We start from the raw sequence: 21,943 nt of genomic DNA, 5'->3' as shown, positions 1-21,943 counted from the left end.
CGCTGGCTAGAGTTCAGCCGGTGCCAGCAGAGTCGCCCGTCCGTGAGGTCCTTGCCGCCGCCGTCGAGGCGTTGGGGGGCAAGGAGCGCACCGGGCAGGTCGAGATGGCCGAGGCCGTCGCGCGGGCGATGACGGAGCAGCAGCACCTCGTCATCCAGGCCGGCACCGGCACCGGGAAGTCGCTCGGCTACCTCGTGCCGAGCCTGCTCAACCACGACCGCGTCGTGGTGGCGACGGCGACCCTGGCCCTGCAGCACCAGCTCGTCGAGCGCGACATCCCGCGGCTCGTCGAGGCGGTCGGCGACCGGCTCGACACGACGTACGCCGTCCTGAAGGGCCGTTCCAACTACGCCTGCCTGCACCGCATCCGTGAGGGCGTGCCCGACGACCAGGGCGTGCTCGTCGACATCCCCGAGGGGTCGATGGGCGCCGAGGTCCTCGCCCTGCGTGGCTGGGCCGAGAAGGAGTCCGAGGCTGGCGGCACGGGCGAGCGCGACCACGCGCCGCGCCACACCGAGCGGGTGTGGCGCCAGGTCAGCGTCAACCACCGCGAGTGCCTGGGGGCCGCACGCTGCGCCTTCGCCCAGGAGTGCTTCGCGGAGCGGGCCAAGGAGAAGGCCGCCAACTCCCACCTCATCGTCACCAACCACTCGCTCCTGGCCATCGACGCCATCGAGGGCGTGCCGATGATCCCCGACTACGACGTCGTGGTCATCGACGAGGCCCACGAGCTCGTCAGCCGCGTCACCCAGGCCGCCACCGACGAGCTCACCGTCGGAGACGTCGAGCGCGCGGCACGTCGTTCGCAGAAGCACGTCGCCGACAAGGGCGACGCCTCGACGGCGGCCGACGACCTGGCCGATGCCGCGGACGCGCTCGCCGACGCCCTGGCCGCCACCTCGGCAGGCCGGATCGAGACGCCGGGGGAGCAGCTCTCCGACGCGCTGGTGCTCGTGCGCGACGCCGCACGGTCGCTGGTCTCCGCCTTCGGCAAGGACGAGGCGGACGGTGACGCCGGGCGTACGCAGGCCAAGGGGTTGGCGCAGGAGGTCTTCGCGACCGCCGAGCGGATGGCCGCCTTCAAGGAGTCGGACGTGCTCTGGCTCAACGAGGCGCGTGAGCGGATCCCGGCCCGACTGGCCGTCGCTCCGCTCCAGGTCTGGGCGCAGATGCGCGAGCGGCTGCTCACCGAGAAGACCGTCATCTTCGCCTCCGCGACCCTGATGCTGGGGGGCGACTTCAACGCGGTCGCCGGCAGCCTCGGGCTCAAGCCGTCGGAGCGCGTGGACACCGGCGCCGGCGAGTCGGCGGCCGACGACGCGCTCCCGTGGCGGGCCCTCGACGTGGGCTCGCCCTTCGACTACGCGCGCCAGGGGATCCTCTACGTGGCCCGCCACCTCCCTGACCCCGGGCGCGACGGCCTGGGCAAGGCCCAGGTCGACGAGATCGTCGACCTGATCGACGCAGCGCAGGGGCGTACGTTGGGCCTCTTCTCGTCCCGTCGCGCCGCGGAGGCAGCCGCCGAGGCGGTCCGGGAGCGCCTGCCCCACCTGACCACGCTGGCCCAGGGCGACGCTCAGCTGCCCGAGCTGTCACGCCAGTTCGTCGAGGACCCGCACACGAACCTCTTCGGGACCCTGACGTTGTGGCAGGGGCTCGACGTGCCCGGCGACACCTGCCAGCTGGTCCTGATCGACCGGATCCCGTTCCCGCGTCCCGACGACCCGCTGATGTCGGCGCGCTCGCGAGCGGCGGACAAGGCGGGTGGCAACGGCTTCATGCAGGTCTCCGCGACCCACGCAGCGCTGCTGCTGGCCCAGGGGGTGGGTCGCCTGATCCGCACCACGGAGGACAAGGGCGTGGTGGCGATCCTCGACCCACGCCTCGCGACGAAGCGCTACGGCAGCTTCCTCAAGGCCAGCCTGCCGCCGATGTGGTCGACGACGGATCCCGCCGTGGTCCGTCAGGCCCTCGGCCGCATCGCGACCGCGGACTGACGGCCTACGGGGTCAGAGGCTGCGCAGGACCGCGGTGACCTTGCCCAGGATGGTGGCGTGCGTGCCGTCGATGGGCTCGTACGCCGCGTTGTGCGGGAGCAGCCACACGTGGCCGTCCTTGCGCTGGAAGGTCTTCACCGTGGCCTCGCCGTCGATCATCGCGGCGACGATGTCGCCGTTGACCGCGTCGGGCTGCTGACGGATGACGACGTAGTCGCCGTTGCAGATGGCGGCGTCGACCATCGAGTCGCCGGAGACCTCGAGCAGGAAGAGCGTGCCCTCGCCCACCAGCTGCTTGGGCAGCGGGAAGACGTCCTCGACGCGCTCCTCAGCCAGGATCGGACCACCGGCCGCGATGCGACCGACCACGGGCACGTACGTCGCCGCAGGGGCGGCGTCGCCGACGCCGGTGGGGTCGAACTCCGACTCGTCGGCGCTGGAGACGGCGCGGGAGGCCGCCATCGACTCCGGCAGGAAGACCTGGAGGGCGCGCGGCCGGTTGGGGTCACGCTTGAGGAAACCCTTCTCCTCCAGCGTCTTGAGCTGGTGGGCCACGCTGCTGGAGCTGGTGAGGCCGACGGCCGTGCCGATCTCGCGCATGCTCGGCGGGTAGCCCCGGGTCTCCAGTGCCTCCTGGATCGTCGTCAGGACCAGCTGCTGCCGGGTGGTGAGGCCCGTCGCGTCAGGAGGGCCGTCGGGCAGGGACACGACCTTGCCGGTGTCGCCGCTGGACTTGGGCATCTGGATCCTCCTGGGTGTTGCGGACTGGCGTGGGCCTCACGCTAGTCGGATCCAGACACCAGTTCAAACATGTGTTCGAACGGCGTGTCACGCCCCCGTCGACGCTGCCGGGCCGTGGAGGTCAGCGGGTGGGGTCCCAGACCCAGGTCACGCAGGTGAACTGCGTCCGGAAGCCGAGCTCGACGTAGGTCGGGTAGGCGCGGGAGTTCGTGATCATGGTGGCTGTCTGGATCCCGATCGAGGCGGCTCGGTTCATCATGGTGGCGCCCAGGGCGCGGCCGATGCCGCGACCGCGGGCCGCAGGCGTGGTGCTGATGTTGGCGAGCATGACGCTGGCGCCTCGCGTGTGCATGGTGCTCGCGCCAAGGACCTCGCCCGTCCGCAGGCTGCGGGCCACGAAGAAGAGGTTGTCGGAGGGGTCGAGGGTGTCGAGGACGCCCAGGGTGACGTCCTGCTGGGCTGCGGGATGCCCCAGCGCCTGGAGGACGGCGCGGCTGGCCGGCTCGATCCCGTCGGGCCAGGCGACGTCGATGAAGACGTCGTCAGGCGTCTCCGGGTCGATGGGGGCGCCGAGCTTGGTGTGCATCGCCGGGTACTCGCGGGCGAGCAGGCCGGCCTGGGCGAGCCTCGCCTCCAGTGCGGGGGTGGTCGTCGACGGCGTGGTGACCCACTGGAAGGGCAGTCCCCGCCGGAAGAAGGGGGCGAGCAGCCCGGGCGCCCGCGTCGCCACGGAGTCGGGGGCGATCCGCGCGTTGGCCACCACGTTGAGCAGCGTGAGTGGTTCCGACGACCAGTAGACGGTCGCGTCGGGCTCGTCGGCCGTCGACAGGGAGGGGGATCGGGAGATCGCGCTCTGCAGCGCCGCGAAGTCGGCCTCGATCGTGTCTGAGGCCGTGGTGAGGAGGTCTCGCATGCGCCAGACGCTAGGGGTGCGTGGCGACCGGTGCATGCCCGAAAAGGGTGACATGGGAGATGGCCCCTCCTGCGCATGCCGAATCAGGTAGATGCCGGGACCCCTCTGGATCGCATCGAACTTTTGTTCGAACGACGCTTGCTTCGTTCGAACATGTGCTCTAACGTCGAACATGTGCTCGATCGAACGTCTGATCGAATCCGCCGGTGGTGCAGGGGTTCAGTTCTCCAAAACTGTCGGCGGCTCCGCATAGACATTCACTCGAGACGCACGCACCACGCACGACCACCACTTCCCCAGGAGGTCTCCATGACCAGCATCGCCACCCACGCCACCATCCCGGCCTCGCCGCTCGGTCAGGTCCGGTTGACCCGTCGGGGCCGTGTCGTCGTCGTGCTGGCCGCCCTGGTCCTTGCGCTGGTCGTCGGCATCGCTCTCAGCGGTGTCTCCTCGGCGAGCGAGGAGGCCGGCGCCGCTCGCGCCACTGAGGTGGTCGTGGTCAACGAGGGCGACACCCTGTGGGGCATCGCCGCCGAAGTCGCCGAGGACGGCGAGGTCCGCTCGATGATCACCGAGATCCGCGAGCTCAACGACCTCGACTCGTCCGTGGTCACCCTGGGCCAGAAGATCCACGTCCCCGTCGCCGGCTGACGTACGCCGTCCTGCTCAGCGAGCTGCGCGTCGGCCGCCGGTCGGTCGTGGCGGTGCCGGTTCGTCGCCCTCGGAGGGGCGCGTGAGGCCGAGTGCAGCGCCCAGGCGGGCAACCAGCATCAACCCGACGAAGAGGCAGGTCGCCGCTCCGGCGCCGGCGAGGGCTAGCAGGGCCCAGGCGCCGGTGTTGCCGCTGCGGGCGCTCGATCCGAACTCGATGGCGGCGTAGACGAGGTAGCCCCACGCGATGACGCACAGGGTGATGCCGCCGGCGTACCCGAGAGCGGCCTTGTCGGGGGTCCGCGACGCAGGCGCCGAACGCCTCGATCCTGCTCGCTTCCCCTGGGCCACGAGCCCCATTCTGACAGGTGACTGGCTGCTGCGCGGCGGGTTCCGGGGCCGTGACCTGCGCAAACGAGCTTGCTCTGCGAGGGCGCCACAACTCGTCGTCCCACTTCCTCGGTTCCGCTTGCCATCTATTGGGGAGGGCGCGTACGGTTACCACAACATCTAGTAGTTACACGGTTGTGGTTTTCCACATCTAGTCCACAGAAGTGGATGATGGATGCACAGCCTGATGCGGTTGTTCCACAGTTGGAGCGGCTTCATCCACAGGGGACGTCACCACGGAGAGGGAACGCCATGCACTGCCCGCACTGCCGGCACAGCGACACCCGGGTCCTCGACTCACGGGTGTCGGAGGACGGCGGCCAGATCCGTCGTCGTCGTGCCTGCACGGACTGCGGCAAGCGCTTCAGCACGGTTGAGCTCATGCAGCTCACGGTGCTCAAGCGTTCGGGTGCCAGCGAGCCCTTCAACCGCGACAAGGCGGTCCAGGGTGTGCGCAAGGCGTGCAAGGGGCGTCCCGTCACCGAGGACCAGCTGGCCTGCCTGGGCCAGGAGGTGGAGATCGCCCTGCGTTCCACCGGTTCTGCCGAGATCCAGGCCCATGAGGTGGGCCTGGCAATCCTGGCCCCCCTCCGCGACCTCGACGAGGTCGCCTACCTCCGGTTCGCCTCCGTCTACCGCGCCTTCGAGAGCGCGGCTGACTTCGAGGCGGAGATCGCCGTCATGCGTGCCGAGCGCAGCGCTGACGTCGTCCCCACCGGATAACCACAGACCGCCCGGTACGCAGTGGGGAAGCTGCGTGCCGGGCTCCAGACGCAAGAACAGACAACGTTGTCAGCAACGAGGAACTGAGGAGTTTCATGCCCGCGAAGACGGTGACCAAGGGGGGATTGAAGATGCAGCGCGTCTTCAGCACCGAGGGAGTCCACCCGTACGACGAGATCACCTGGGAGCGACGCGACGTCGTCCAGACGAACTGGAAGACCGGTGAGACGGTCTTCGAGCAGCGCGGTGTGGAGTACCCCGACTTCTGGAGCGTGAACGCCTCCACGATCGTCACCACCAAGTACTTCCGCGGCGCCGTGGGCTCCGACGTACGTGAGTGGAGCCTCAAGCAGCTGATCGACCGGGTGGTGAAGACCTACACCGCCGCCGGCCTCGAGCACGGCTACTTCGCGACCGACAAGGACGCGCAGGTCTTCGAGGAGGAGCTCACCTGGCTGCTGGCCAACCAGTACTTCTCCTTCAACTCGCCCGTCTGGTTCAACGTCGGCACCTCCTCGCCGCAGCAGGTCTCGGCCTGCTTCATCCTCAGCGTCGACGACTCCATGGACTCGATCCTCAACTGGTACAAGGAAGAGGGCTTCATCTTCAAGGGCGGCTCCGGCGCCGGCCTCAACCTCTCCCGCATCCGTTCGTCGAAGGAACTCCTCTCCTCCGGCGGCACCGCCTCTGGCCCCGTCTCGTTCATGCGCGGCGCCGACGCCTCCGCGGGCACCATCAAGTCCGGTGGCGCCACGCGTCGTGCGGCCAAGATGGTCGTCCTCGACGTCGACCACCCCGACATCGTGGAGTTCGTCGAGACGAAGGCGCGCGAGGAGGACAAGATCCGCGCGCTGCGTGACGCCGGGTTCGACATGGACCTGGGCGGCAAGGACATCACCTCGGTCCAGTACCAGAACGCCAACAACTCGGTCCGCGTCAGCGACGAGTTCATGCGCGCCGTCGAGGAGGGCAAGGAGTTCGGTCTCCGTGCCCGCGACACGGGCGAGGTCATCGAGACCGTCGACGCCCGCGAGCTCTTCCGCAAGATCTCCACGGCTGCGTGGGAGTGCGCCGACCCGGGTCTGCAGTACGACGACACGATCAACGACTGGCACACCAACCCCGAGACCGGCCGCATCACCGCGTCCAACCCCTGCTCGGAGTACATGTCGCTCGACAACTCCTCGTGCAACCTCGCGTCGCTCAACCTGCTGAAGTTCCTCAAGGACGACGAGACGTTCGATGGCGAGCTCTTCGCCAAGGCGGTCGAGGTCATCATCACGGCGATGGACATCTCCATCTGCTTCGCCGACTTCCCGACCGAGTCGATCGGCCAGACCACGGTCGACTACCGCCAGCTCGGCATCGGCTACGCCAACCTCGGCGCCCTGCTCATGGCCATGGGCCTGGGCTACGACTCCGAGGGTGGCCGTGCGATGGCCGCCACCATCACCTCGCTGATGACCGGCCAGTCCTACAAGCGCTCGGCCGAGCTCGCCAAGGTCGTGGGCCCCTACAAGGGCTACGCCCGCAACGCCGAGGCGCACAAGCGCGTCATGCGCAAGCACCAGGCGGCCAACGACCAAGTGCGTACGCTGCACGTCGCCGACGCCCAGGTGCACAAGCTGGCCACCCAGGCGTGGGCCGACGTCATCAAGCTCGGTGAGTCCAACGGCTTCCGCAACGCCCAGGCCTCCGTGCTCGCGCCCACCGGCACCATCGGCTTCATGATGGACTGCGACACCACCGGCATCGAGCCCGACTTCTCGCTCGTGAAGTTCAAGAAGCTCGTCGGCGGCGGCTCCATGCAGATCGTCAACCAGACGATCCCGCGCGCGCTGCGCAAGCTCGGCTACCAGCCGGAGCAGGTCGAGGCGATCGTTGCCTACATCGGCGAGCACGGCCACGTCATCGACGCCCCCGGCCTGAAGACCGAGCACTACGAGATCTTCGACACCGCCATGGGCGCCCGTTCGCTGGCCCCGATGGGTCACGTCCGGATGATGGCGGCCACGCAGCCGTTCCTCTCCGGCGCCATCTCGAAGACGGTCAACCTGCCGGAGACGGCGACCGTCGAGGAGATCGAGGACGTCTACATGCAGTCGTGGAAGCTGGGCCTCAAGGCCACGGCTGTCTACCGCGACAACTGCAAGGTCGGCCAGCCCCTGGCCGACGGTGGCGGCAAGGCCAAGAAGGACGCTGCCGACGCGGCGGCCGCCAAGGCCGAGGCCGCGGGTGAGACCAAGGTCGTCGAGAAGATCGTCTACCGCCCGACCCGCAAGCGCCTGCCGAAGTCGCGCGTCTCGCGTACGACGTCGTTCACCGTCGGTGGAGCCGAGGGCTACATGACCTCCGGTGCCCACGAGGACGGCGAGCTGGGCGAGGTCTTCCTCAAGCTCGGCAAGCAGGGCTCGACCCTGGCCGGTGTGATGGACGCGTTCTCCATCGCCGTCTCGATCGGCCTCCAGTACGGCGTGCCGCTGGAGACCTACGTCTCGAAGTTCACCAACCTGCGCTTCGAGCCGGCCGGTCTGACCGACGACCCCGACGTGCGGATGGCGCAGTCGATCATGGACTACATCTTCCGCCGCCTGGCGCTCGACTACATGGACTTCGAGGAGCGGTCGATGCTCGGCATCTACTCCGCCGAGGAGCGTCAGCGCCACCTCGAGACCGGCTCCTACGAGCCGATCGTCGAGCTCAGCGAGGCCGAGTCGCTCAAGACCGAGCACGCCGAGGTGGTCGACGTCGAGACCAAGGACACCCACGGCTCCGAGGCCCGCGAGGTCCCGGCCCGGCCCGTGGTCGGCGAGGCGCACACCTCCGCCGAGCTCCTGGAGAAGATCACCGGCACCGCGGTCGACTCCCCGCTCTGCATGACCTGCGGCACGAAGATGCGTCCCGCCGGCTCCTGCTACGTCTGCGAGGGCTGCGGCAGCACGTCGGGCTGCAGCTGATGACGTCAGTTCTCCTTCGTCAGTGACGGATTCTCACTGACTGAGCGACAACTCTGAGTGATCTCTGAGCACGCGAAAGAGGCCCGGAACCGAATGGTTCCGGGCCTCTTGGCGTCTGCAGGGAATTCGAGGGCTTCGGGCGAGGTCATAGATCGACGTAGAACGTGGTGTCGTCAGAGACGGTGTGGGCACGTCGATGTACTTGCGCGTAGTCAAACGGCCCAACCGTCACTAGGCTCGCGCCGGCGTCATCGATGTGTGTAGACACTGACGTCGCCAAGACCGCACGGGTATGCGGTGACGTGGACTGCCCCTCGTACGCGCACCGTGTCAAGGAGCGATCCTGAGCGGGGTAAACCGCTGTGGTGTCGCGGTGCTCCTGGCGGCTCTGTCGGTCGGTTGTTCACCCGGGCGCGACAGCTCACCCGCACAAGGGGACGCGCTGAAGGTGTTCGGGCCCCACGTCGCCGCGGTCCGCCCCGGCGTCGCCGGCGCCTCCTTCACCGAAGGCCTCGACGTGGTCCGTCTCCTCGCCGACGACCCCATCACGATCACTGCGATTCGGTCAGTCGGCGGGGATGAGTCCCTGCGCTACGAGGGAGCGCTCATCGCCGGCCCGGACCGGAAGATCGGCGCCGTCCAGATTCTCGACGGGTTTCCTCCCTCAGACCCGGACCTGGGCGACACGACGCCGGCGGAGGGGTACGTCATGACGGACGCCGGCCGCATGGGGTACGAGCTCCTGCTCGGCTACACGTGGGTCGGGGCGGAGAAGACGGCGCGGACAGCGATCGAGGTCCACTACGAGAGGCGCTCCAGGGCCCATGTCCAGACCATCGCCGCGGGGTTGGCGGTCTGTCCGCGCGGAGAATCGACAGCGAGCTGCACCGAGGAACTGCGCTGAAGCACCTCCTCCTCTCGGGGCCGGACCCATTTCTGCCAGCACGCGACTGGGAGCCGCGTGTCTGGAACCATGGCGCGATGGACCTGACCACCCCGCGCCTGCGTCTGCGTGACTACGAGCCGCGCGACTTCGAGGCTGTGCACGCCTTCGCCTCGCGGGTCGACGTCGTCGAGCACGTGGCGTGGGGTCCCAACTCCCGCGAGGACACGCAGCGGTTCCTGGACCAGTGCGCCGCCGACTGCCTCGTGGAGCCGCGTACGACGTATGCGCTCGCCATCGTCATCAGGGGCACCGATGAACCCGTCGGCAGCGTGGGTCTCCACCTGGGGGACTTGCCCGGCGAGGCGGAGCTCGGCTTCGTCCTGCACCCGGACCAGTGGCGACAGGGCTACGCCCGTGAGGCTGCCGCGGAGCTGCTGCGGTTCGGGTGGGAAGGGCTCGGACTCCACCGGGTGTGGGCGACCTGCCGACCCGAGAACGAGGCCTCCGCACGGGTACTGCGGGGCGTGGGGATGGCGTACGAGGAGTGCCTTCGCGACCACCTCGTCATCCGCGGAGTGCCTCGGGACTCGCTCCTCTTCGCGATGAGCGGACCCCGACGGCACGATCCGCCGCGCTGAGAACGGTCAGCGCACGCCGCACGCGGCCAGCGGCGCGTCCGACGGGGCCTTGGGCAGGGACCGGGGGTCAGCTCCCCGCCGCATGGCCTCGACGACGTGGCGGAGATGGTCGATGCGCGCGTCCACGGTCCGTACGGTGGCGTCGATGCAGGTGACCGTCGGGCGCTGCTCGCCCGATGCGCCGGGGGCGGACTGGAACACGACCATGACGACGGAGGCGGTCAGCACGCCGACGACTGGTGCTCGAAACACGAGACCACCCCCTCCGGGTGCTGGGGCTGTCCGCAGCACCGCTTCCCGGGAGGCTGCCCGGGCAGGGGTCGATCTCAAACAGGCTCAAGCAAGGTCAGGGCAAGTTGACCAATACGCGGTAGGCCGCTCGCGGGCCTCGGCTCAGGGCTGGGGCGCCGGCAGCGACAGCACGAACGTCGTGGTCTCGGCGTCCGCGACGCTCAGACGTCCTCCCGCAGCGGTCGCGAGCTGCGAGGCGATCGTCAGGCCGAGCCCTTGGCCGTCGCTGGAGTCGGACCGGGTCCCGCGTTGGAAGACCGCTTCGTCGACGCGGGTGGGCCCTTCGTCGACCACCAGCACGTCGAGGTACTGGCCTCGCTGGCGGGCGCCCACGGTGATGCGACCCTCGCCGTGGCACAGCGCGTTCTCGATCAGCACGTCGAGGATCTGCAGCACCGGTCCGGGCGTGACGTGGGCCGGGACGGGCCCGGTGGGGGAGTGCACGAGCGCCCGACCGGTCTCCTCGACCTTGCTGCGCCACCGTTGCACGGACTCGCTGGCCAGCCGGTTGAGGTCGAGGTCGACGGCCTCGCCCAGGCGCTTGCCCCGGGAGAGCTCCAACAGCTCGTTGATCGACGCACTGAGCCGGTCGAGCTCGCCGATGTTGGCGTTGAGCTCGTCGGCGACCGCCGGCGGGGTCTCGGGCCACATCGTCAGGTCCTCCAGCGTGAGGCGCAGCGCCGTGATGGGCGTACGCAGCTGGTGGGACGCGTTGGCGGCGAACTCGCGCTCCATGCGCAGGAGGTCGTCGAGCTGCGACGAGGCCAGGCGCAGCGCACTGCTGATCGCCTCGGCCTCGGGGATCGAGTAGCGCGGCAGGTCGACGTCGAACTTGGCGTCGGCGAGCTGCTCGGCTGCCCCGGCCAGCTCGCGGAAGGGGCGGGCCAGGCGTCGCGCGATGAAGAAGCCGCCGATCGCGGCGAAGACCATGAGCCCGAGGCCGGTGGTGACCAGGGGGAGCAGGGCCTGGGAGATGCGTTCGCTCACGATCTTTTCCGAGCGGGTGAGGGTGAGGGTGCCGCCGTCATCGAGCTCCCGCGTACGGGTCAGGTTGCCGTCCGGAGACCCGGTGTCGCCGACCTGGACCTCGGTGCCGTCGGCGGCCACGTAGGTGATCGACCCCCGCTCGAGCACGAAGTCGGAGAGGAAGGCCTCGTCGACCTCGTCCTTGCCCCGGACGCGCTCGTCGACCAGGGCGGCCAGCAGGAGCGAGGAGCGTTCGACCTTGAGCTCCTCCTGGTCGTTGACCAGGTCAGCCAGCACGTAGGCCCGGGGGATCCCGTACATCGCGATCATCGCGACGGTCATGCCGACGAAGGCGATGACGAGGCGTTCACGCATCTGGGACGTCCTCGAGGCGGAAGCCGATGCCTCGTACGGTGGTGATGCGGGCCGGCGCTGCGGCTTCCTCGAGCTTGTGGCGCAGTCGTCCCACTGCGGCGTCCAACATCTTCGTGGAGCCGAACCAGTTCTCGTCCCAGACGTCGTTGATCAGCTGCTCGCGGCTGACCACGGCTCCGCGGATCGCGGCGAGGAGCGCCAGCACGTCGAACTCCTTGGTGGTCACGGCGAGCTCCTGCTCGCGCACCCAGACCCGGCGGGCCTGGACGTCGACGCGCAGGCGGGACGAGTCGATGGCCGCCGCTGCTGCGGTGGGGGCCGCTGGGGCCACGGTCGGCGTCGGTGCAGCAGCGCTGCGGCGCAGGAGCGCGCGAGTCCGGGCCAGCAGCTCGGCCAGCCCGAACGGCTTGGCCAGGTAGTCGTCGGCACCGACGTCGAGGCCGACCACGCGGTCGAGCTCCCCGTCGCGGGCGGTGAGGATGATGATGCCGCCGGTGTAGCCGTCCTCCCGGGCGCGGCGACAGACGTCGAGGCCGTCCATGTCGGGAAGGCCGAGGTCGAGCAGCAGGAGGTCCACCTGCGAGGTCGCGAGGGTGTCGAGCGCGCGTTGGCCCTCCGGCACCCGCCTGACGTCGTAGCCCTCACGCTCCAGGGTGCGCACGAGCGGGGCAGCGATCTTGTCGTCGTCCTCGACGAGCAGCACCTGGGGTGGCATGGTCAGGAAGCATACGTGCGGCGCGACCGCTCGCCCCGCAGCCGCCTCTGCAGGCGGGCGTCGGCGTTCTGCAGACCGAGCGCGACGACGGGCAGCGCGATCAACGCACCGTGGACCGGGCCGAGGTCGGCGCGCTCGGCGCCGGGCAGCCCGAGCGTGACGCTCAGCAGGGTGCCGACCAGGGTGGCCCCCGCGACCAGGCTGACCATCAGGTGCGACTCGAAGCAGTTGTGCAGGGTCATCTTCACGGCAGCTCCGATGCCCGCAACCGCGATCGCCACCACCAGGACGACGGAGCTGCTGGTGAGCGGGTGGGTGAGCCGCTGGAGCAGGAGGAGGGCGATGGCCGTGGTGCTGAGGGCGGTGAGGCGAGAGGCCCAGGTGCTGGTGCGCTTCATCTCGGGCCCCTTTCTGGCTCATGGATCCGGAGGTGGGAGGTGCCTGGACGTCACACCCTACGAAAAGCTCTTCCACACCAGATCCCCGTACGTTCCACGTTTTGCTACGCGGAGCGCCCGGGGGAACCGGCAGGGCCAGCTGCTACGCCGGAGAGACGCCCCCGGCGGCCTGGCCCGGGATGCGCCCGCCGGTGCCGGGGGTGTGCGGGCGCGAGGGCGGGGTGTGGGAGCGCAGGGCCACGATGAGGTCGCGCAGGGCCAGCAGGGCGATGAGCGCTGCGGGGCCTCCGATCACGAGGACGCGGACCTGGGGGTTGGCGAGCGCGATGAAGACGTGGCCCAGGTGCGGGACGGTCTGCGCCACGACGGGCTGGGTGGGGGCGGTGAGGCTGAACTCCCACGGGTCGGGGTCGGGGTTGGCGTCACCTTGCGTCTGCATGACACGGGTGCCGTCCTCGCCCGGCTCGATCGAGGTGATGCGGTGGGTGACCAGGGTGCTCACGCCGCTGTCGGCGGGCGGCAGGTAGGTGATGACGTCGCCGACCTCGAGCTCGGCGACCGGGACGCGCTTCTCGAAGGCCAGGGAACCCTTCTCGAAGGTGCCCGACATCGAGCCACCCGTGATCACGTAGCGCTCGTAGCCGAAGAGGCCAGGAGCCACGTAGGCAGCGCAGCCGAGCACCACCGCGACCAGCAGCAGGTTGGCGAGCCACCCTGCGACGGTGCGGACGGCGGTGAGGGGACGCGACATCGTGGCTCCTGGACTCAGTCGGGACGGTCAGTCAGGGATGGTCAGCCGGCGAAGTTCTCGCCGGCGAGCTGGACCGAGTCCCAGGAGTAGACGGCGCTGGCGGTCTTGCCCTGCTGGGTGTTGTCGGCGGAGGCTTCCAGGCCGACGGTGAAGGTGTAGGTGGTGGCTGCGGCCGGGGCGAAGGTGCCCAGTGCGCTCTTCTTGCCGTCCTCGAGGTCACCGAAGTTGCCGGAGAAGACCGGCGTGCCGGTGGCGGTCTTGATCGTCAGCGTCAGCTTGTCCTTGTCGAACGAGTTGCTCGAGGTGACCTCGGTCAGCGAGAAGGCGGCGGGCAGCGAGCCGGTGTTGGTGATCGTGAGCGAACCGGTGACGGTGTCGCCGGGCTTCATGTCGGTGAGGTTGAAGACCGCCTGGCCGTCCTTGCTGTTGGACTGGCTCAGGGTGCCGGAGGTGACGGCGCTGATGGTGTTGCCGGTGGTGGAGGTGAACGTGGCGCCCGAGCCGACCGCGATCGCACCAGCTGCGAGCAGCGTGGCCAGGGGGATGAGGACCTTCTTGGAGCGGCTGGTCCCGGTGGCGGTGGTGGCGGCGTTCATGGTGTTCTCCTTGGAGGGTGGTGGCCGGAACTTCTTCGTGTTTCCCGGCCTGACAAGGAAAAATCTACGGCGCAGCGATCCACAGCAACCCCCCGTGAACTCCCCGCCCAGCCCCTGTTCGGGACACGGTTGGCAACCGCTGGACACGGGTGGGAACCAGCGCGGAACCACGGTCGTGGACAGGTGTGGATCCGGGCGGGACACGTGGTGAGACCCCTGGCCCTGTCCGGACGGGACGGACTGGACCAGGGGTCTGATCGGGGGTGGTGCCGACGCCTCAGAACTCCCGGTCGGCGGCGCCGGACTCGTGGACCAGGGCGGTGGAGCAGGCGCGACCGAGCGTGTCGGTGGCCAGTGCGGATGGGCTCCACGCCATCGTGCTGGAGCTCCTGACGGTCCTCGGGTAGGTGAGGTGGAGCCAGTAGACCGAGCCCAGCTTGAGCGTCACCGTGGTCTGCTGGGTGCCGTCGGCCAGCGTCGTCGTACGGGCCGTCATCGTCGAGGCGTACGTCGCGGTGCGGTTCTTGCGGATGTAGTCGCCCTTGAGGTTCACCGAGCCGAGGTGGACGGCCGCCCCGTTGGTGGTGAGCACGTCGATCGTGTCGTCGGTCTTGCCGAGCTTGAGCACGGCGCCGTCACGCAGGCGGACCGAGACGTTGCGCGCCGTGCCGTCCCACCCGGCGAGCAGGCTGCCCGGGTTGACCGCGCCGCTGTAGGTGAAGGTCATCGTGTCGCCGTTGTCAGTCCGGCCGGCGCTCGTCCCGCCGTTGGCGGTCTGCACGTCGAGGCCGCGCAGCGGGGTGTTGTCGACCCGGTGCCCGGGGGCCGCAGCCGAGGTCAGGCTCCGGCCCAGGCCGTCGACCATGACCGCGCGCAACGAGTAGGTGCCGTTGGGGACGGTCGTCGTGTCCCACGCGCAGCTCCACGGGGCAGCCGTGTCGGTGCACAGGTCGGTCCAGGTGGAGCTGCCGTCGACGGCGTACTGGAAGCGCACCTGGGCCACGTCGGCGGTAGAGCTGGCGGCCGCGGTCACCTGCACGGTGCCGGTCATCAGGTCGGGTCCGTCGACGGAGATCGAGGAGACGGTGTTGTCGACCAGGCGCTGGGTGACGGGAGCCGAGGTGGTGGAGTTGCCGGCGGCGTCCGTGGCCACGGCTCGCAACGAGTAGCTGCCGTCGGGCAGGGTCGAGGTGGCGACGCGGCAGGACCAGGGCTCCTGGGTGAGCGTGCACAGGTCGCGCCACACCGAGGTGCCGGTGGCGGCGTACTGGAGGACGACGAGCTCGAGGCCCGAGTGTGCGTCCGAGGCGGTCGCGGCAAACGTACGCGTGCCGCTCAGCGGGCTGCCCGGGTCGACCATGGTCACCGTGGGGGCGACGTTGTCGACGGTGACCTCGACGAGCGTGGAGGTGGCGACGGCGCGGCCCTGGCTGTCGAGGACGACGGCCCGCAGCTCGTAGTCACCGGAGGCGACCGTCGTGGTGTTCCAGGCGCAGGCGTAGGGGCTGCGCAGGCCGGAGCAGATCGCCCGCCAGGTGCTCGCCCCCTCGGCCGCGTACTCCAGGCGCACGGTGTGGGTGAGGGTGCCGGGGTTGTGGACAGCGGTGGTGAGCGCGACCGTGCCGCGCACCTCGTCGCCGGGGGAGTCGAGGGTGACGACGAGCCGGTTGGCCACGGTCGTCCGCACCTCGGCCGACGTCGCCTGCAGGCCCGTGCGGTCGGTGGCCCTCGCTCGCAGGGCGTACGAGCCGTCGGCGAGGGGGCGGGTGTCCCAGGCGCAGGAGTAGGGAGCGGTGGTGTCGGTGCAGACGGTCACCCACACGTCGGTGCCCGGGGCCAGCTGCTCGAGCGTGACCGAGCCGATGCCCGACTCGGCGTCGGAGGCCTCCACCGCGATGGTGGTGACGTCCTTGACGGAGCTGCCCGGCGAGACGACGGCGACGGTGGGGGCGGTCCAGTCGGCCGCGGCGGTGACCTGGCCCGCGGCGCGTGAGTTGGAGGTGAAGGTGGCGCCGGAGGGGACCGGTCCGTCGTCGACCGCGACGAGGGTGACCAGGGCGGCAGCCACGAGGGCGACCCAAGGATGCAGGTGGCAGCTGGGTGGGGTCACCGGTGGCTCCTCGGGTCTCGTGGGTGGGACGTCGGTGCCAACGCTACGAAGGAGCGCTCCACCAGCCGGTCACGCGAGGGCCCCGGGCGTTCCACGAATTGCTACGGAACGGCTGGGCGATGACGTTTGGGAACGGGTGGCTGGGGCATCCCCACTTGCGTGTCCGGACGTGGGAAGAGGGATGGTCATGGCAGCGCGTGGCGGGAAGGACTCGGGACGATCGTCGTCGGGGGTGTCGGCGAACCCGATGGCGGAACAGGTGGGTCCCGACTTCTACGACGAACGGGCGATGGGGGAGGCGCTCGGAAGCGACGGTGAGCCGTTGGCGCCGGTCGAGGTCCGGGCCCTGCGCGAGGCGCGCAAGGTGCTGGCGCTGCCGACCGCCGACGGCTACTGGGTCTTCCCGACGTGGCAGGTTGTCGACGGCGCCGTCCTGCCCGGCGTGGCCGAGGTGATGGCGGCCTTCGAGGGTGCGCCGGTGTGGTCGGTGGGGCTGTGGATGACCACGCCCGACGAGCAGTGGCACGGGCGTACGCCGGCCGAGGTGCTGCGCTCCGGTGACGCCGAGACGGTCGTCGAGGCTGCCGCTGACACGGCCGCGCGGTGGGCGTGACGTACGTCGCAGGAATGTCTGCGGGCGAGGGGGCGTTGTGCTGCTCGTGACCTCTGTGACGAGCCTCGACTCCGGCGTGCGCCTGACGCGCCGCCTCGTCGTCGACCTCTCACGCACGCACAGCAGCCGTTGTCGCTGAGGGCCGGGGCCGCCGTGGGCGCCCCGCCTCCTCCGACCCTTCTCCCTGCCTCCTGAAAGGCACCTCATGAGTTCTGCTGTCACGTCCTCCGAGTCGCAGCCGGACGCTTCCGCTCCGCGGCGGCGTCGCTGGCTCCCGTCGTTCGGCGTCCAGGTCCTGATCGGTCTCGTCCTGGGTGTCGTGCTCGGTCTCGTCGCGCGCCAGATGGGCGCCGACGGGGTCGACCCCGAGACCGGGGTCGTCGACCCCAACTGGCTCACCGAGACCCTCACCACCGTGGGCTCGATCTTCGTGACCCTGCTGCGGGCGATCGTCCCGCCGTTGGTCTTCCTGGCGATCGTCGCCTCCATCGCCAACCTGCGTGAGGTGACCGGCGCCGCGCGACTGGCGTGGAAGACGCTGGTCTGGTTCGCCGGCACCGCGCTGATCGCCGTGGCGATCGGCATCGCCCTGGGGCTGGTCCTCCAGCCCGGCGCCAACACCAGCGTGAGCGCCGACGCGGCTGCCGCCCCGTCGAGCACCGGCTCGTGGCTCGACTTCCTGACCGGTCTCGTCCCCGCGAACTTCCTCGGCCTGGAGACGAGCGCCGGCTCCGACGGCTCGGTCGGCCTCTCCTTCAACGTGCTCCAGATCCTCGTCGTGGCGATCGCGATCGGCGTGGCCGCGCTGAGGGTCGGCGACGCCGCCGAGCCGTTCCTCGCGGTCGTACGCTCCGCGCTCGCCGTCGTGCAGAAGGTGCTGTGGTGGGTCATCCTCCTGGCGCCGATCGCGACCGTGGGTCTGCTGGGCAAGGCCGTGGCCACCTACGGCTGGGACGCGCTGGGCTCGCTCGGCACCTTCTCGATCGCCATCTACATCGGCCTCGCGCTGGTGCTCTTCGTGGTCTACCCGGTGCTGCTGAAGGTCAACGGGCTCTCGGTCAAGCAGTGGTTCTCCGGCGCCTGGCCTGCGATCCAGCTCGCCTTCGTGTCGCGCTCCTCGGTCGGCACCATGCCGATGACGCAGGCGGTGACCGAGCGCAACCTCGGTGTGCCGCGGGCGTACGCGGCCTTCGCCGTGCCGCTGGGCGCGACCACCAAGATGGACGGCTGCGCCTCGATCTACCCGGCGATCTCCGCGATCTTCGTCGCGCAGTTCTTCGGGCTCGACCTGGGACTCACCGACTACCTGCTGATCGCCTTCGTCGCCGTCATCGGCTCGGCGGCCACGGCTGGCGTCACCGGCGCGACCGTCATGTTGACGCTCACGCTCTCGACGCTCGGCCTGCCGCTCGAGGGCGTCGGGCTGCTGCTCGCCATCGACCCGATCCTCGACATGGGCCGCACCGCGGTCAACGTGGCGGGTCAGAGCCTCGTGCCGACGCTGGTGGCGAAGCGCGAGGGCATCCTCAACGAGACCGTGTACGACGCCCCGCGCGGCGGCGAGGTCCTCAAGGACGAGGTCGTGACCACCCCGGTCGCTGCCTGACCTGCGTCTCCTCGCTCACGCGACGGCTCCTGCCCCGGTGGGTGGGGGCCGTTGCTGTCGGCGGAGGGTGCTGGAATCTGCGGCGTGGACGTCGAAGCAGCGCGCAGGCTCGCCGAGGAGCTGGTGGCCCGTCACGGGTTGAGGGGGTGGAGGGTCACCTTCGACCACGCCAAGCGGCGTGCCGGTGTGTGCCGCTACGAGTCGCGGACCATCTCGCTGAGTGCGCCTCTGACCCGCCTGCACTCCGAGGCAGAGGTGCGCGACACGATCCTGCACGAGATCGCCCACGCCCTGCTTCCGCCGCGTGAGGGCCACTCGGAGCGGTGGCGGGCCACCGCCCTGCGCATCGGCAGCTCCGGGCGTCGGTGCGTCGATCCGGAGGCGCCCCGGGTGCCCGGCGACTGGGTCGGGGTGTGCAGCGCCGGCCACGTCGTGGAGCGGCACCGTCGCCCGCACCGCGTCGCGTCGTGCCGCGAGTGCGCGCGAGGGTTCCACCGCGATCACGTCTTCGTCTGGACCTACCGTGGGCGGACGGTGCCGATGTCGCCGTCGTACGTCCAGGAGCTCGCCGCGCTGAGAGGTGCGGCGCCGGCGTCCGGGCGGCTCGTGGTGGGGGAGCAAGCCCGCATCGTCGTGCCGGGCCGCTTCGACGGGGTGGTCGGGACGGTCGAGAAGGTGGGGCGCACGCGCTACCACCTGCGTACGCGGCGAGGGATCGTGACGGTGCACTTCGGGGGCGTGGAGCGGGCGGACTGACTCGGGATACCCCGTTTGGCGTGTGGCCATTCGAACGCATGTTCGAAAGAATGGGCGCATGTCACTGGCCACGCATTCCCGCACCGCGTCTGACGCGTCTTTCGCGCCCGCGTCGGGTGGGTGCGAGCCCGACGCGATGAGCGCCGCTGAGGTGCTGGCCCAGCTGGTCGACGCGGTCGACTTCCGGCGTGCCGCCGAGGTGCGTGACCTGGAGCTGGTGGCGCAGTGGGCCGCCCTGCACGGGTCCGACCCGTTGGACGACCCCGCGGGGAGTCCCTACGACCGTCTCGTCGAGGTCGGCGGTGAAGGGACGCCGCTGGTGCGCGAGTTCTGCCTGGGCGATCTCGCCGTGGCGCGACAGGTCGGGTGGATGACGGCCCGCGCAGCAATGGCTGACGTGCTGGACCTGCAGCACAGACTGCCTCGTACGTGGCAGCTCGTGGTGACGCTGGAGGCCGAGCCCTGGCTGGCGCGCAAGGTGGCGGTGATCTCGCGCGGTCTGGGGATCGACACCGTCAGCGTCGTCGACGCTGCGGTGGCGCGGGCGATCGTGGGGGAGTCTCCCTCGCGGGTCCTCGAGATCGCGCGGGCGAAGGTGATCGAGGCGGATCCGGTGGCGCACGCCCACCGGGTGGCGGTCGAGAAGGCCAGGCGCTTCGTCACGGCCTCCCGCACCGACGAGGCGGGGTTGCGGTGCGTGATCGCGCGCGTCCAGGCCGGTGACGCCGTCTGGGTGGACGCCATGGTGCAGCGAGTGGCCGACATCCTGCGCGCCCGCCTCGACGATGCCGGGGTGCCGGAGAGCGAGCAGGCGTCGCAGGACGTGCTGCGCTCGGAGGCGTTCGGCTGGCTGGGTCGACCGGCCGAGCTGCTCGAGCTCCTGGTCGGCGCTGGGCTCGACGCTGACGACGATGAGGCACCGGGAGGTGCGGTGGACGAAGACGAGCGGCCGTCCGGTCTCGTCGCCTCACGCACCACGGCGTTTCCGGCCGGCCTGCTTGTCGCGTTGCGTTCTATCGACCCGAGCCGCCTGCGTCCCTCGGCCTGCGTCTACGTCCACGTGAGCGAGCAGGCGCTCGCTGATCCCGGCCGTCACGTGGCGCGGGTCGAGGACCAGGGACCAGTGGCGGCGAGTCAGCTGGCCGAGATGCTCCGTCATGCCCACGTGAGCGTGAAGCCGGTCATCGACCTGCGCGAGACGGTCCGGGTGACGGCCTACGAGCACCCCGAGACCCTGCGGGAGCGGATCTGGCTGCTGACAGGGGGTGACCGAGCCCCGTGGTCCACGGGATCGAGCGGAAGACGGGTCGACTTCGACCATCCGACGCCCTGGGCCGCTGATGGATCACCCGGCCAGACGGGGACCCACAACTCCCAACCCCTCAACCGGCGGCATCACCGGTGGAAGACCCATGCCGGTGTGGAGGTCGTCCAGCTCGGGCCAGGCACCTACTGGTGGCGCACGCGTCACGGTCAGTGCTTCGTCGTGGATCCCACGGGGACGTATCGGGCTGAGGTCGTCGGGGCGTGAGGTCGCGCCTACGTGGGTACGAGGAGCACCCCTGACGCAGGAGGTGTCATGTCCGGAGGTGCGGGAGCCGCGACCGAGGTCGCGCCGGCGAAGTGGAGGATCATCGGCCCCGGGCTGGTGGTCGCGGCGACGGGTGTGGGTGCGGTCGACCTGGTGGCGACCCTCATCGCCGGCAGCAAGTACGGCTACGCGCTGCTGTGGTGCGTGGTCCTCGGCTGCGTGATGAAGGTGGTGCTCGTCGAGGGCGCAGGACGGTTCTCGCTGGCGAGTGGCCGAACGATCTTCGAGGGCTGGCAGTCGCTCGGCCGGTTGGCCACCTGGTACTTCGGCATCTACATCGTGATCTGGGGCTTCGTCTACGGCGCCGCGGCGATGGCCGGGACAGGGCTGCCGCTGGCGTCGCTCTTCCCCTGGATGAGCGTGACCTGGTGGGGGATCCTGAGCGGTCTCGCCGGTCTGGCCCTGGTCTGGTTCGGCCGCTACTCGGTGGTGGAGAAGGTCTGCGCCGTGTTGGTCGGCCTGATGTTCGTCGCCATGGTGGGGGCCGCGGTGCTGACCGTGCCGAACCTGCCGAACATGCTCGGCGGTCTCGTGCCGACGATCCCCTCGGGCGGCGGCATCGTGTACGTCCTGAGCCTCGCCGGGGGAGTCGGCGGCACGATCACGCTGGCGGCGTACGGCTACTGGTTGCGCGAGAAGGGCTGGGTGACCCCGCGGCACATGAAGGTGATGCGCCTCGACAACCGGGTGGCGTACGCCGTGACCGGCATCTTCGTGCTGGCCACGCTGATCGTCGGGGCCGAGCTGCTCTACTCGGCCAACATCGCGGTCTCCACCGGCGACAAGGGCCTGCTCGACCTGAGCGAGGTGCTCGAGGACCGGTACGGCCAGTGGGCCGGCAAGGTCTTCCTGGTCGGCTTCTGGGCCGCCGCGATGTCGTCGCTGGTCGGTGTCTGGAACGGGGTCAGCCTGATGTTCGCCGACTTCGTCGCGCGCACGCGCAAGCTGGCGCCTGACCACCCCGACGGCCTCGCCCACGGCAAGTACTACCGCGCCTACATCCTGTGGCTGACCTTCCCGCCGATGGTGATGATGTTCCTCGGCCGCCCGGTCGTGCTGATCCTCGCGTACGGCGTGCTGGGCGCCTTCTTCATGCCGTTCCTGGCGATCACGCTGCTCTACCTGCTCAACAGTGACCGCGTGCCCGACGAGTGGCGCAACAAGGTGTGGCACAACGTGGCGATGTCGATCATCGCGCTGGCGTTCGTGGCGCTGGCGGCGAATGAGCTGTGGGGGCAGGTGAGCAAGTTCGTGTGAGGCGGCCGCCTCCTAAGCGAAA

The 21,943-nt window shown here is 69.9% G+C and carries 21 protein-coding genes; 11 read left to right on the top strand and 10 right to left on the bottom strand.

Annotated features, from left to right (window positions below; translation table 11 throughout):
- The first annotated feature begins 20 nt into the window (after positions 1-20).
- Positions 21-1,997: an ATP-dependent DNA helicase gene (locus tag FCL41_RS13955; protein WP_420846560.1), complete on the top strand. Its 1,977-nt coding sequence runs from the start codon at positions 21-23 to the stop codon at positions 1,995-1,997.
- A gap of 12 nt (positions 1,998-2,009) precedes the next feature.
- On the opposite strand, the gene lexA is transcribed toward FCL41_RS13955, so the two are convergent.
- Both lexA and FCL41_RS13945 read right to left on the bottom strand, forming a co-directional pair.
- Positions 2,010-2,738 carry a transcriptional repressor LexA gene (gene lexA / locus FCL41_RS13950; RefSeq protein WP_137065057.1) on the bottom strand — a complete coding sequence of 243 codons (729 nt, stop codon included), beginning with the start codon at positions 2,736-2,738 and terminating at the stop codon, positions 2,010-2,012.
- Between the two features lie 121 nt (positions 2,739-2,859).
- Positions 2,860-3,651 (bottom strand): GNAT family N-acetyltransferase, encoded by a 792-nt coding sequence (locus FCL41_RS13945; protein WP_170970192.1) that lies wholly within the window; start codon positions 3,649-3,651, stop codon positions 2,860-2,862.
- A 309-nt stretch (positions 3,652-3,960) separates the two neighbouring features.
- On the opposite strand from FCL41_RS13945, the gene FCL41_RS17155 reads away from it, so the two are divergent.
- On the top strand, positions 3,961-4,302 hold the full coding sequence (locus FCL41_RS17155; protein ID WP_170970193.1) for a LysM peptidoglycan-binding domain-containing protein: 342 nt from the start codon (positions 3,961-3,963) through the stop codon (positions 4,300-4,302).
- Between the two features lie 15 nt (positions 4,303-4,317).
- On the opposite strand, the gene FCL41_RS13935 is transcribed toward FCL41_RS17155, so the two are convergent.
- Entirely contained in the window at positions 4,318-4,653 is a 336-nt protein-coding gene (locus FCL41_RS13935) for a hypothetical protein (protein WP_137065060.1), read from the bottom strand.
- A gap of 291 nt (positions 4,654-4,944) precedes the next feature.
- Between FCL41_RS13935 and nrdR the strand changes: the two genes are divergently transcribed.
- The 4 genes from nrdR (at position 4,945) to FCL41_RS13915 (ending at position 9,896) form a co-directional block, all read left to right on the top strand.
- Entirely contained in the window at positions 4,945-5,415 is a 471-nt protein-coding gene (nrdR, locus tag FCL41_RS13930; RefSeq protein ID WP_137065061.1) for a transcriptional regulator NrdR, read from the top strand.
- 95 nt (positions 5,416-5,510) lie between these two features.
- Positions 5,511-8,372 carry a vitamin B12-dependent ribonucleotide reductase gene (locus FCL41_RS13925; protein WP_137065062.1) on the top strand — a complete coding sequence of 954 codons (2,862 nt, stop codon included), beginning with the start codon at positions 5,511-5,513 and terminating at the stop codon, positions 8,370-8,372.
- A 448-nt stretch (positions 8,373-8,820) separates the two neighbouring features.
- Positions 8,821-9,276 (top strand): hypothetical protein, encoded by a 456-nt coding sequence (locus FCL41_RS13920; RefSeq protein WP_137065063.1) that lies wholly within the window; start codon positions 8,821-8,823, stop codon positions 9,274-9,276.
- Positions 9,277-9,353: 77 nt separating this feature from the next.
- Positions 9,354-9,896 (top strand): GNAT family N-acetyltransferase, encoded by a 543-nt coding sequence (locus FCL41_RS13915; protein WP_137065064.1) that lies wholly within the window; start codon positions 9,354-9,356, stop codon positions 9,894-9,896.
- A gap of 6 nt (positions 9,897-9,902) precedes the next feature.
- On the opposite strand, the gene FCL41_RS13910 is transcribed toward FCL41_RS13915, so the two are convergent.
- The 7 genes from FCL41_RS13910 to FCL41_RS13880 all read right to left on the bottom strand — a co-directional run bounded on the left by FCL41_RS13910 (position 9,903) and on the right by FCL41_RS13880 (position 16,098).
- Positions 9,903-10,148, bottom strand: coding sequence for a hypothetical protein (locus FCL41_RS13910; protein WP_137065065.1), 246 nt, complete (start codon positions 10,146-10,148; stop codon positions 9,903-9,905).
- Positions 10,149-10,289: 141 nt separating this feature from the next.
- Positions 10,290-11,528: an ATP-binding protein gene (locus tag FCL41_RS13905; RefSeq protein WP_137065066.1), complete on the bottom strand. Its 1,239-nt coding sequence runs from the start codon at positions 11,526-11,528 to the stop codon at positions 10,290-10,292.
- On the bottom strand, positions 11,521-12,243 hold the full coding sequence (locus FCL41_RS13900) for a response regulator transcription factor (protein WP_137065067.1): 723 nt from the start codon (positions 12,241-12,243) through the stop codon (positions 11,521-11,523). The genes FCL41_RS13905 and FCL41_RS13900 overlap by 8 nt, the downstream gene beginning before the upstream one ends.
- 2 nt (positions 12,244-12,245) lie before the next feature.
- The gene (locus FCL41_RS13895) at positions 12,246-12,641 is read right to left on the bottom strand and encodes a hypothetical protein (protein ID WP_137065068.1); all 396 of its coding nucleotides are present in this window, start codon (positions 12,639-12,641) and stop codon (positions 12,246-12,248) included.
- A 142-nt stretch (positions 12,642-12,783) separates the two neighbouring features.
- Positions 12,784-13,392, bottom strand: coding sequence for a signal peptidase I (locus FCL41_RS13890; RefSeq protein WP_137065069.1), 609 nt, complete (start codon positions 13,390-13,392; stop codon positions 12,784-12,786).
- Between the two features lie 41 nt (positions 13,393-13,433).
- Entirely contained in the window at positions 13,434-13,988 is a 555-nt protein-coding gene (locus tag FCL41_RS13885) for a TasA family protein (protein WP_137065070.1), read from the bottom strand.
- 277 nt (positions 13,989-14,265) lie between these two features.
- On the bottom strand, positions 14,266-16,098 hold the full coding sequence (locus tag FCL41_RS13880; protein ID WP_137065071.1) for an Ig-like domain-containing protein: 1,833 nt from the start codon (positions 16,096-16,098) through the stop codon (positions 14,266-14,268).
- 247 nt (positions 16,099-16,345) lie between these two features.
- Between FCL41_RS13880 and FCL41_RS13875 the strand changes: the two genes are divergently transcribed.
- The 5 genes from FCL41_RS13875 to FCL41_RS13855 all read left to right on the top strand — a co-directional run bounded on the left by FCL41_RS13875 (position 16,346) and on the right by FCL41_RS13855 (position 21,921).
- Entirely contained in the window at positions 16,346-16,711 is a 366-nt protein-coding gene (locus FCL41_RS13875) for a hypothetical protein (RefSeq protein ID WP_137065072.1), read from the top strand.
- Positions 16,712-16,916: 205 nt separating this feature from the next.
- The gene (locus tag FCL41_RS13870; RefSeq protein ID WP_137065073.1) at positions 16,917-18,317 is read left to right on the top strand and encodes a dicarboxylate/amino acid:cation symporter; all 1,401 of its coding nucleotides are present in this window, start codon (positions 16,917-16,919) and stop codon (positions 18,315-18,317) included.
- Between the two features lie 84 nt (positions 18,318-18,401).
- Positions 18,402-19,073, top strand: coding sequence for a SprT-like domain-containing protein (locus FCL41_RS13865; RefSeq protein WP_137065074.1), 672 nt, complete (start codon positions 18,402-18,404; stop codon positions 19,071-19,073).
- 136 nt (positions 19,074-19,209) lie between these two features.
- The gene (locus FCL41_RS13860; protein ID WP_137065075.1) at positions 19,210-20,604 is read left to right on the top strand and encodes a hypothetical protein; all 1,395 of its coding nucleotides are present in this window, start codon (positions 19,210-19,212) and stop codon (positions 20,602-20,604) included.
- A 48-nt stretch (positions 20,605-20,652) separates the two neighbouring features.
- Positions 20,653-21,921, top strand: coding sequence for an Nramp family divalent metal transporter (locus FCL41_RS13855; protein WP_137065076.1), 1,269 nt, complete (start codon positions 20,653-20,655; stop codon positions 21,919-21,921).
- The last annotated feature ends 22 nt before the right edge of the window (positions 21,922-21,943 follow it).

It is taken from the genome of Nocardioides jishulii (assembly GCF_006007965.1).
Taxonomy (GTDB): domain Bacteria; phylum Actinomycetota; class Actinomycetes; order Propionibacteriales; family Nocardioidaceae; genus Nocardioides; species Nocardioides jishulii.
The sequence above is the reverse complement of the archived record's forward strand: the minus strand, read 5'-3'. Positions and strand labels throughout refer to the sequence as shown.

What these genes read in the sequence shown, in the direction of transcription:
- lexA (WP_137065057.1), bottom strand. Translation starts at nt 2,738, where the DNA reads ATGCCCAAGTCCAGCGGCGACACCGGCAAGGTCGTGTCCCTGCCCGAC.
- FCL41_RS13945 (WP_170970192.1), bottom strand. Translation starts at nt 3,651, where the DNA reads ATGCGAGACCTCCTCACCACGGCCTCAGACACGATCGAGGCCGACTTC.
- FCL41_RS17155 (WP_170970193.1), top strand. Translation starts at nt 3,961, where the DNA reads ATGACCAGCATCGCCACCCACGCCACCATCCCGGCCTCGCCGCTCGGT.
- nrdR (WP_137065061.1), top strand. Translation starts at nt 4,945, where the DNA reads ATGCACTGCCCGCACTGCCGGCACAGCGACACCCGGGTCCTCGACTCA.
- FCL41_RS13925 (WP_137065062.1), top strand. Translation starts at nt 5,511, where the DNA reads ATGCCCGCGAAGACGGTGACCAAGGGGGGATTGAAGATGCAGCGCGTC.
- FCL41_RS13915 (WP_137065064.1), top strand. Translation starts at nt 9,354, where the DNA reads ATGGACCTGACCACCCCGCGCCTGCGTCTGCGTGACTACGAGCCGCGC.
- FCL41_RS13905 (WP_137065066.1), bottom strand. Translation starts at nt 11,528, where the DNA reads ATGCGTGAACGCCTCGTCATCGCCTTCGTCGGCATGACCGTCGCGATG.
- FCL41_RS13900 (WP_137065067.1), bottom strand. Translation starts at nt 12,243, where the DNA reads ATGCCACCCCAGGTGCTGCTCGTCGAGGACGACGACAAGATCGCTGCC.
- FCL41_RS13895 (WP_137065068.1), bottom strand. Translation starts at nt 12,641, where the DNA reads ATGAAGCGCACCAGCACCTGGGCCTCTCGCCTCACCGCCCTCAGCACC.
- FCL41_RS13890 (WP_137065069.1), bottom strand. Translation starts at nt 13,392, where the DNA reads ATGTCGCGTCCCCTCACCGCCGTCCGCACCGTCGCAGGGTGGCTCGCC.
- FCL41_RS13885 (WP_137065070.1), bottom strand. Translation starts at nt 13,988, where the DNA reads ATGAACGCCGCCACCACCGCCACCGGGACCAGCCGCTCCAAGAAGGTC.
- FCL41_RS13875 (WP_137065072.1), top strand. Translation starts at nt 16,346, where the DNA reads ATGGCGGAACAGGTGGGTCCCGACTTCTACGACGAACGGGCGATGGGG.
- FCL41_RS13870 (WP_137065073.1), top strand. Translation starts at nt 16,917, where the DNA reads ATGAGTTCTGCTGTCACGTCCTCCGAGTCGCAGCCGGACGCTTCCGCT.
- FCL41_RS13860 (WP_137065075.1), top strand. Translation starts at nt 19,210, where the DNA reads ATGAGCGCCGCTGAGGTGCTGGCCCAGCTGGTCGACGCGGTCGACTTC.
- FCL41_RS13855 (WP_137065076.1), top strand. Translation starts at nt 20,653, where the DNA reads ATGTCCGGAGGTGCGGGAGCCGCGACCGAGGTCGCGCCGGCGAAGTGG.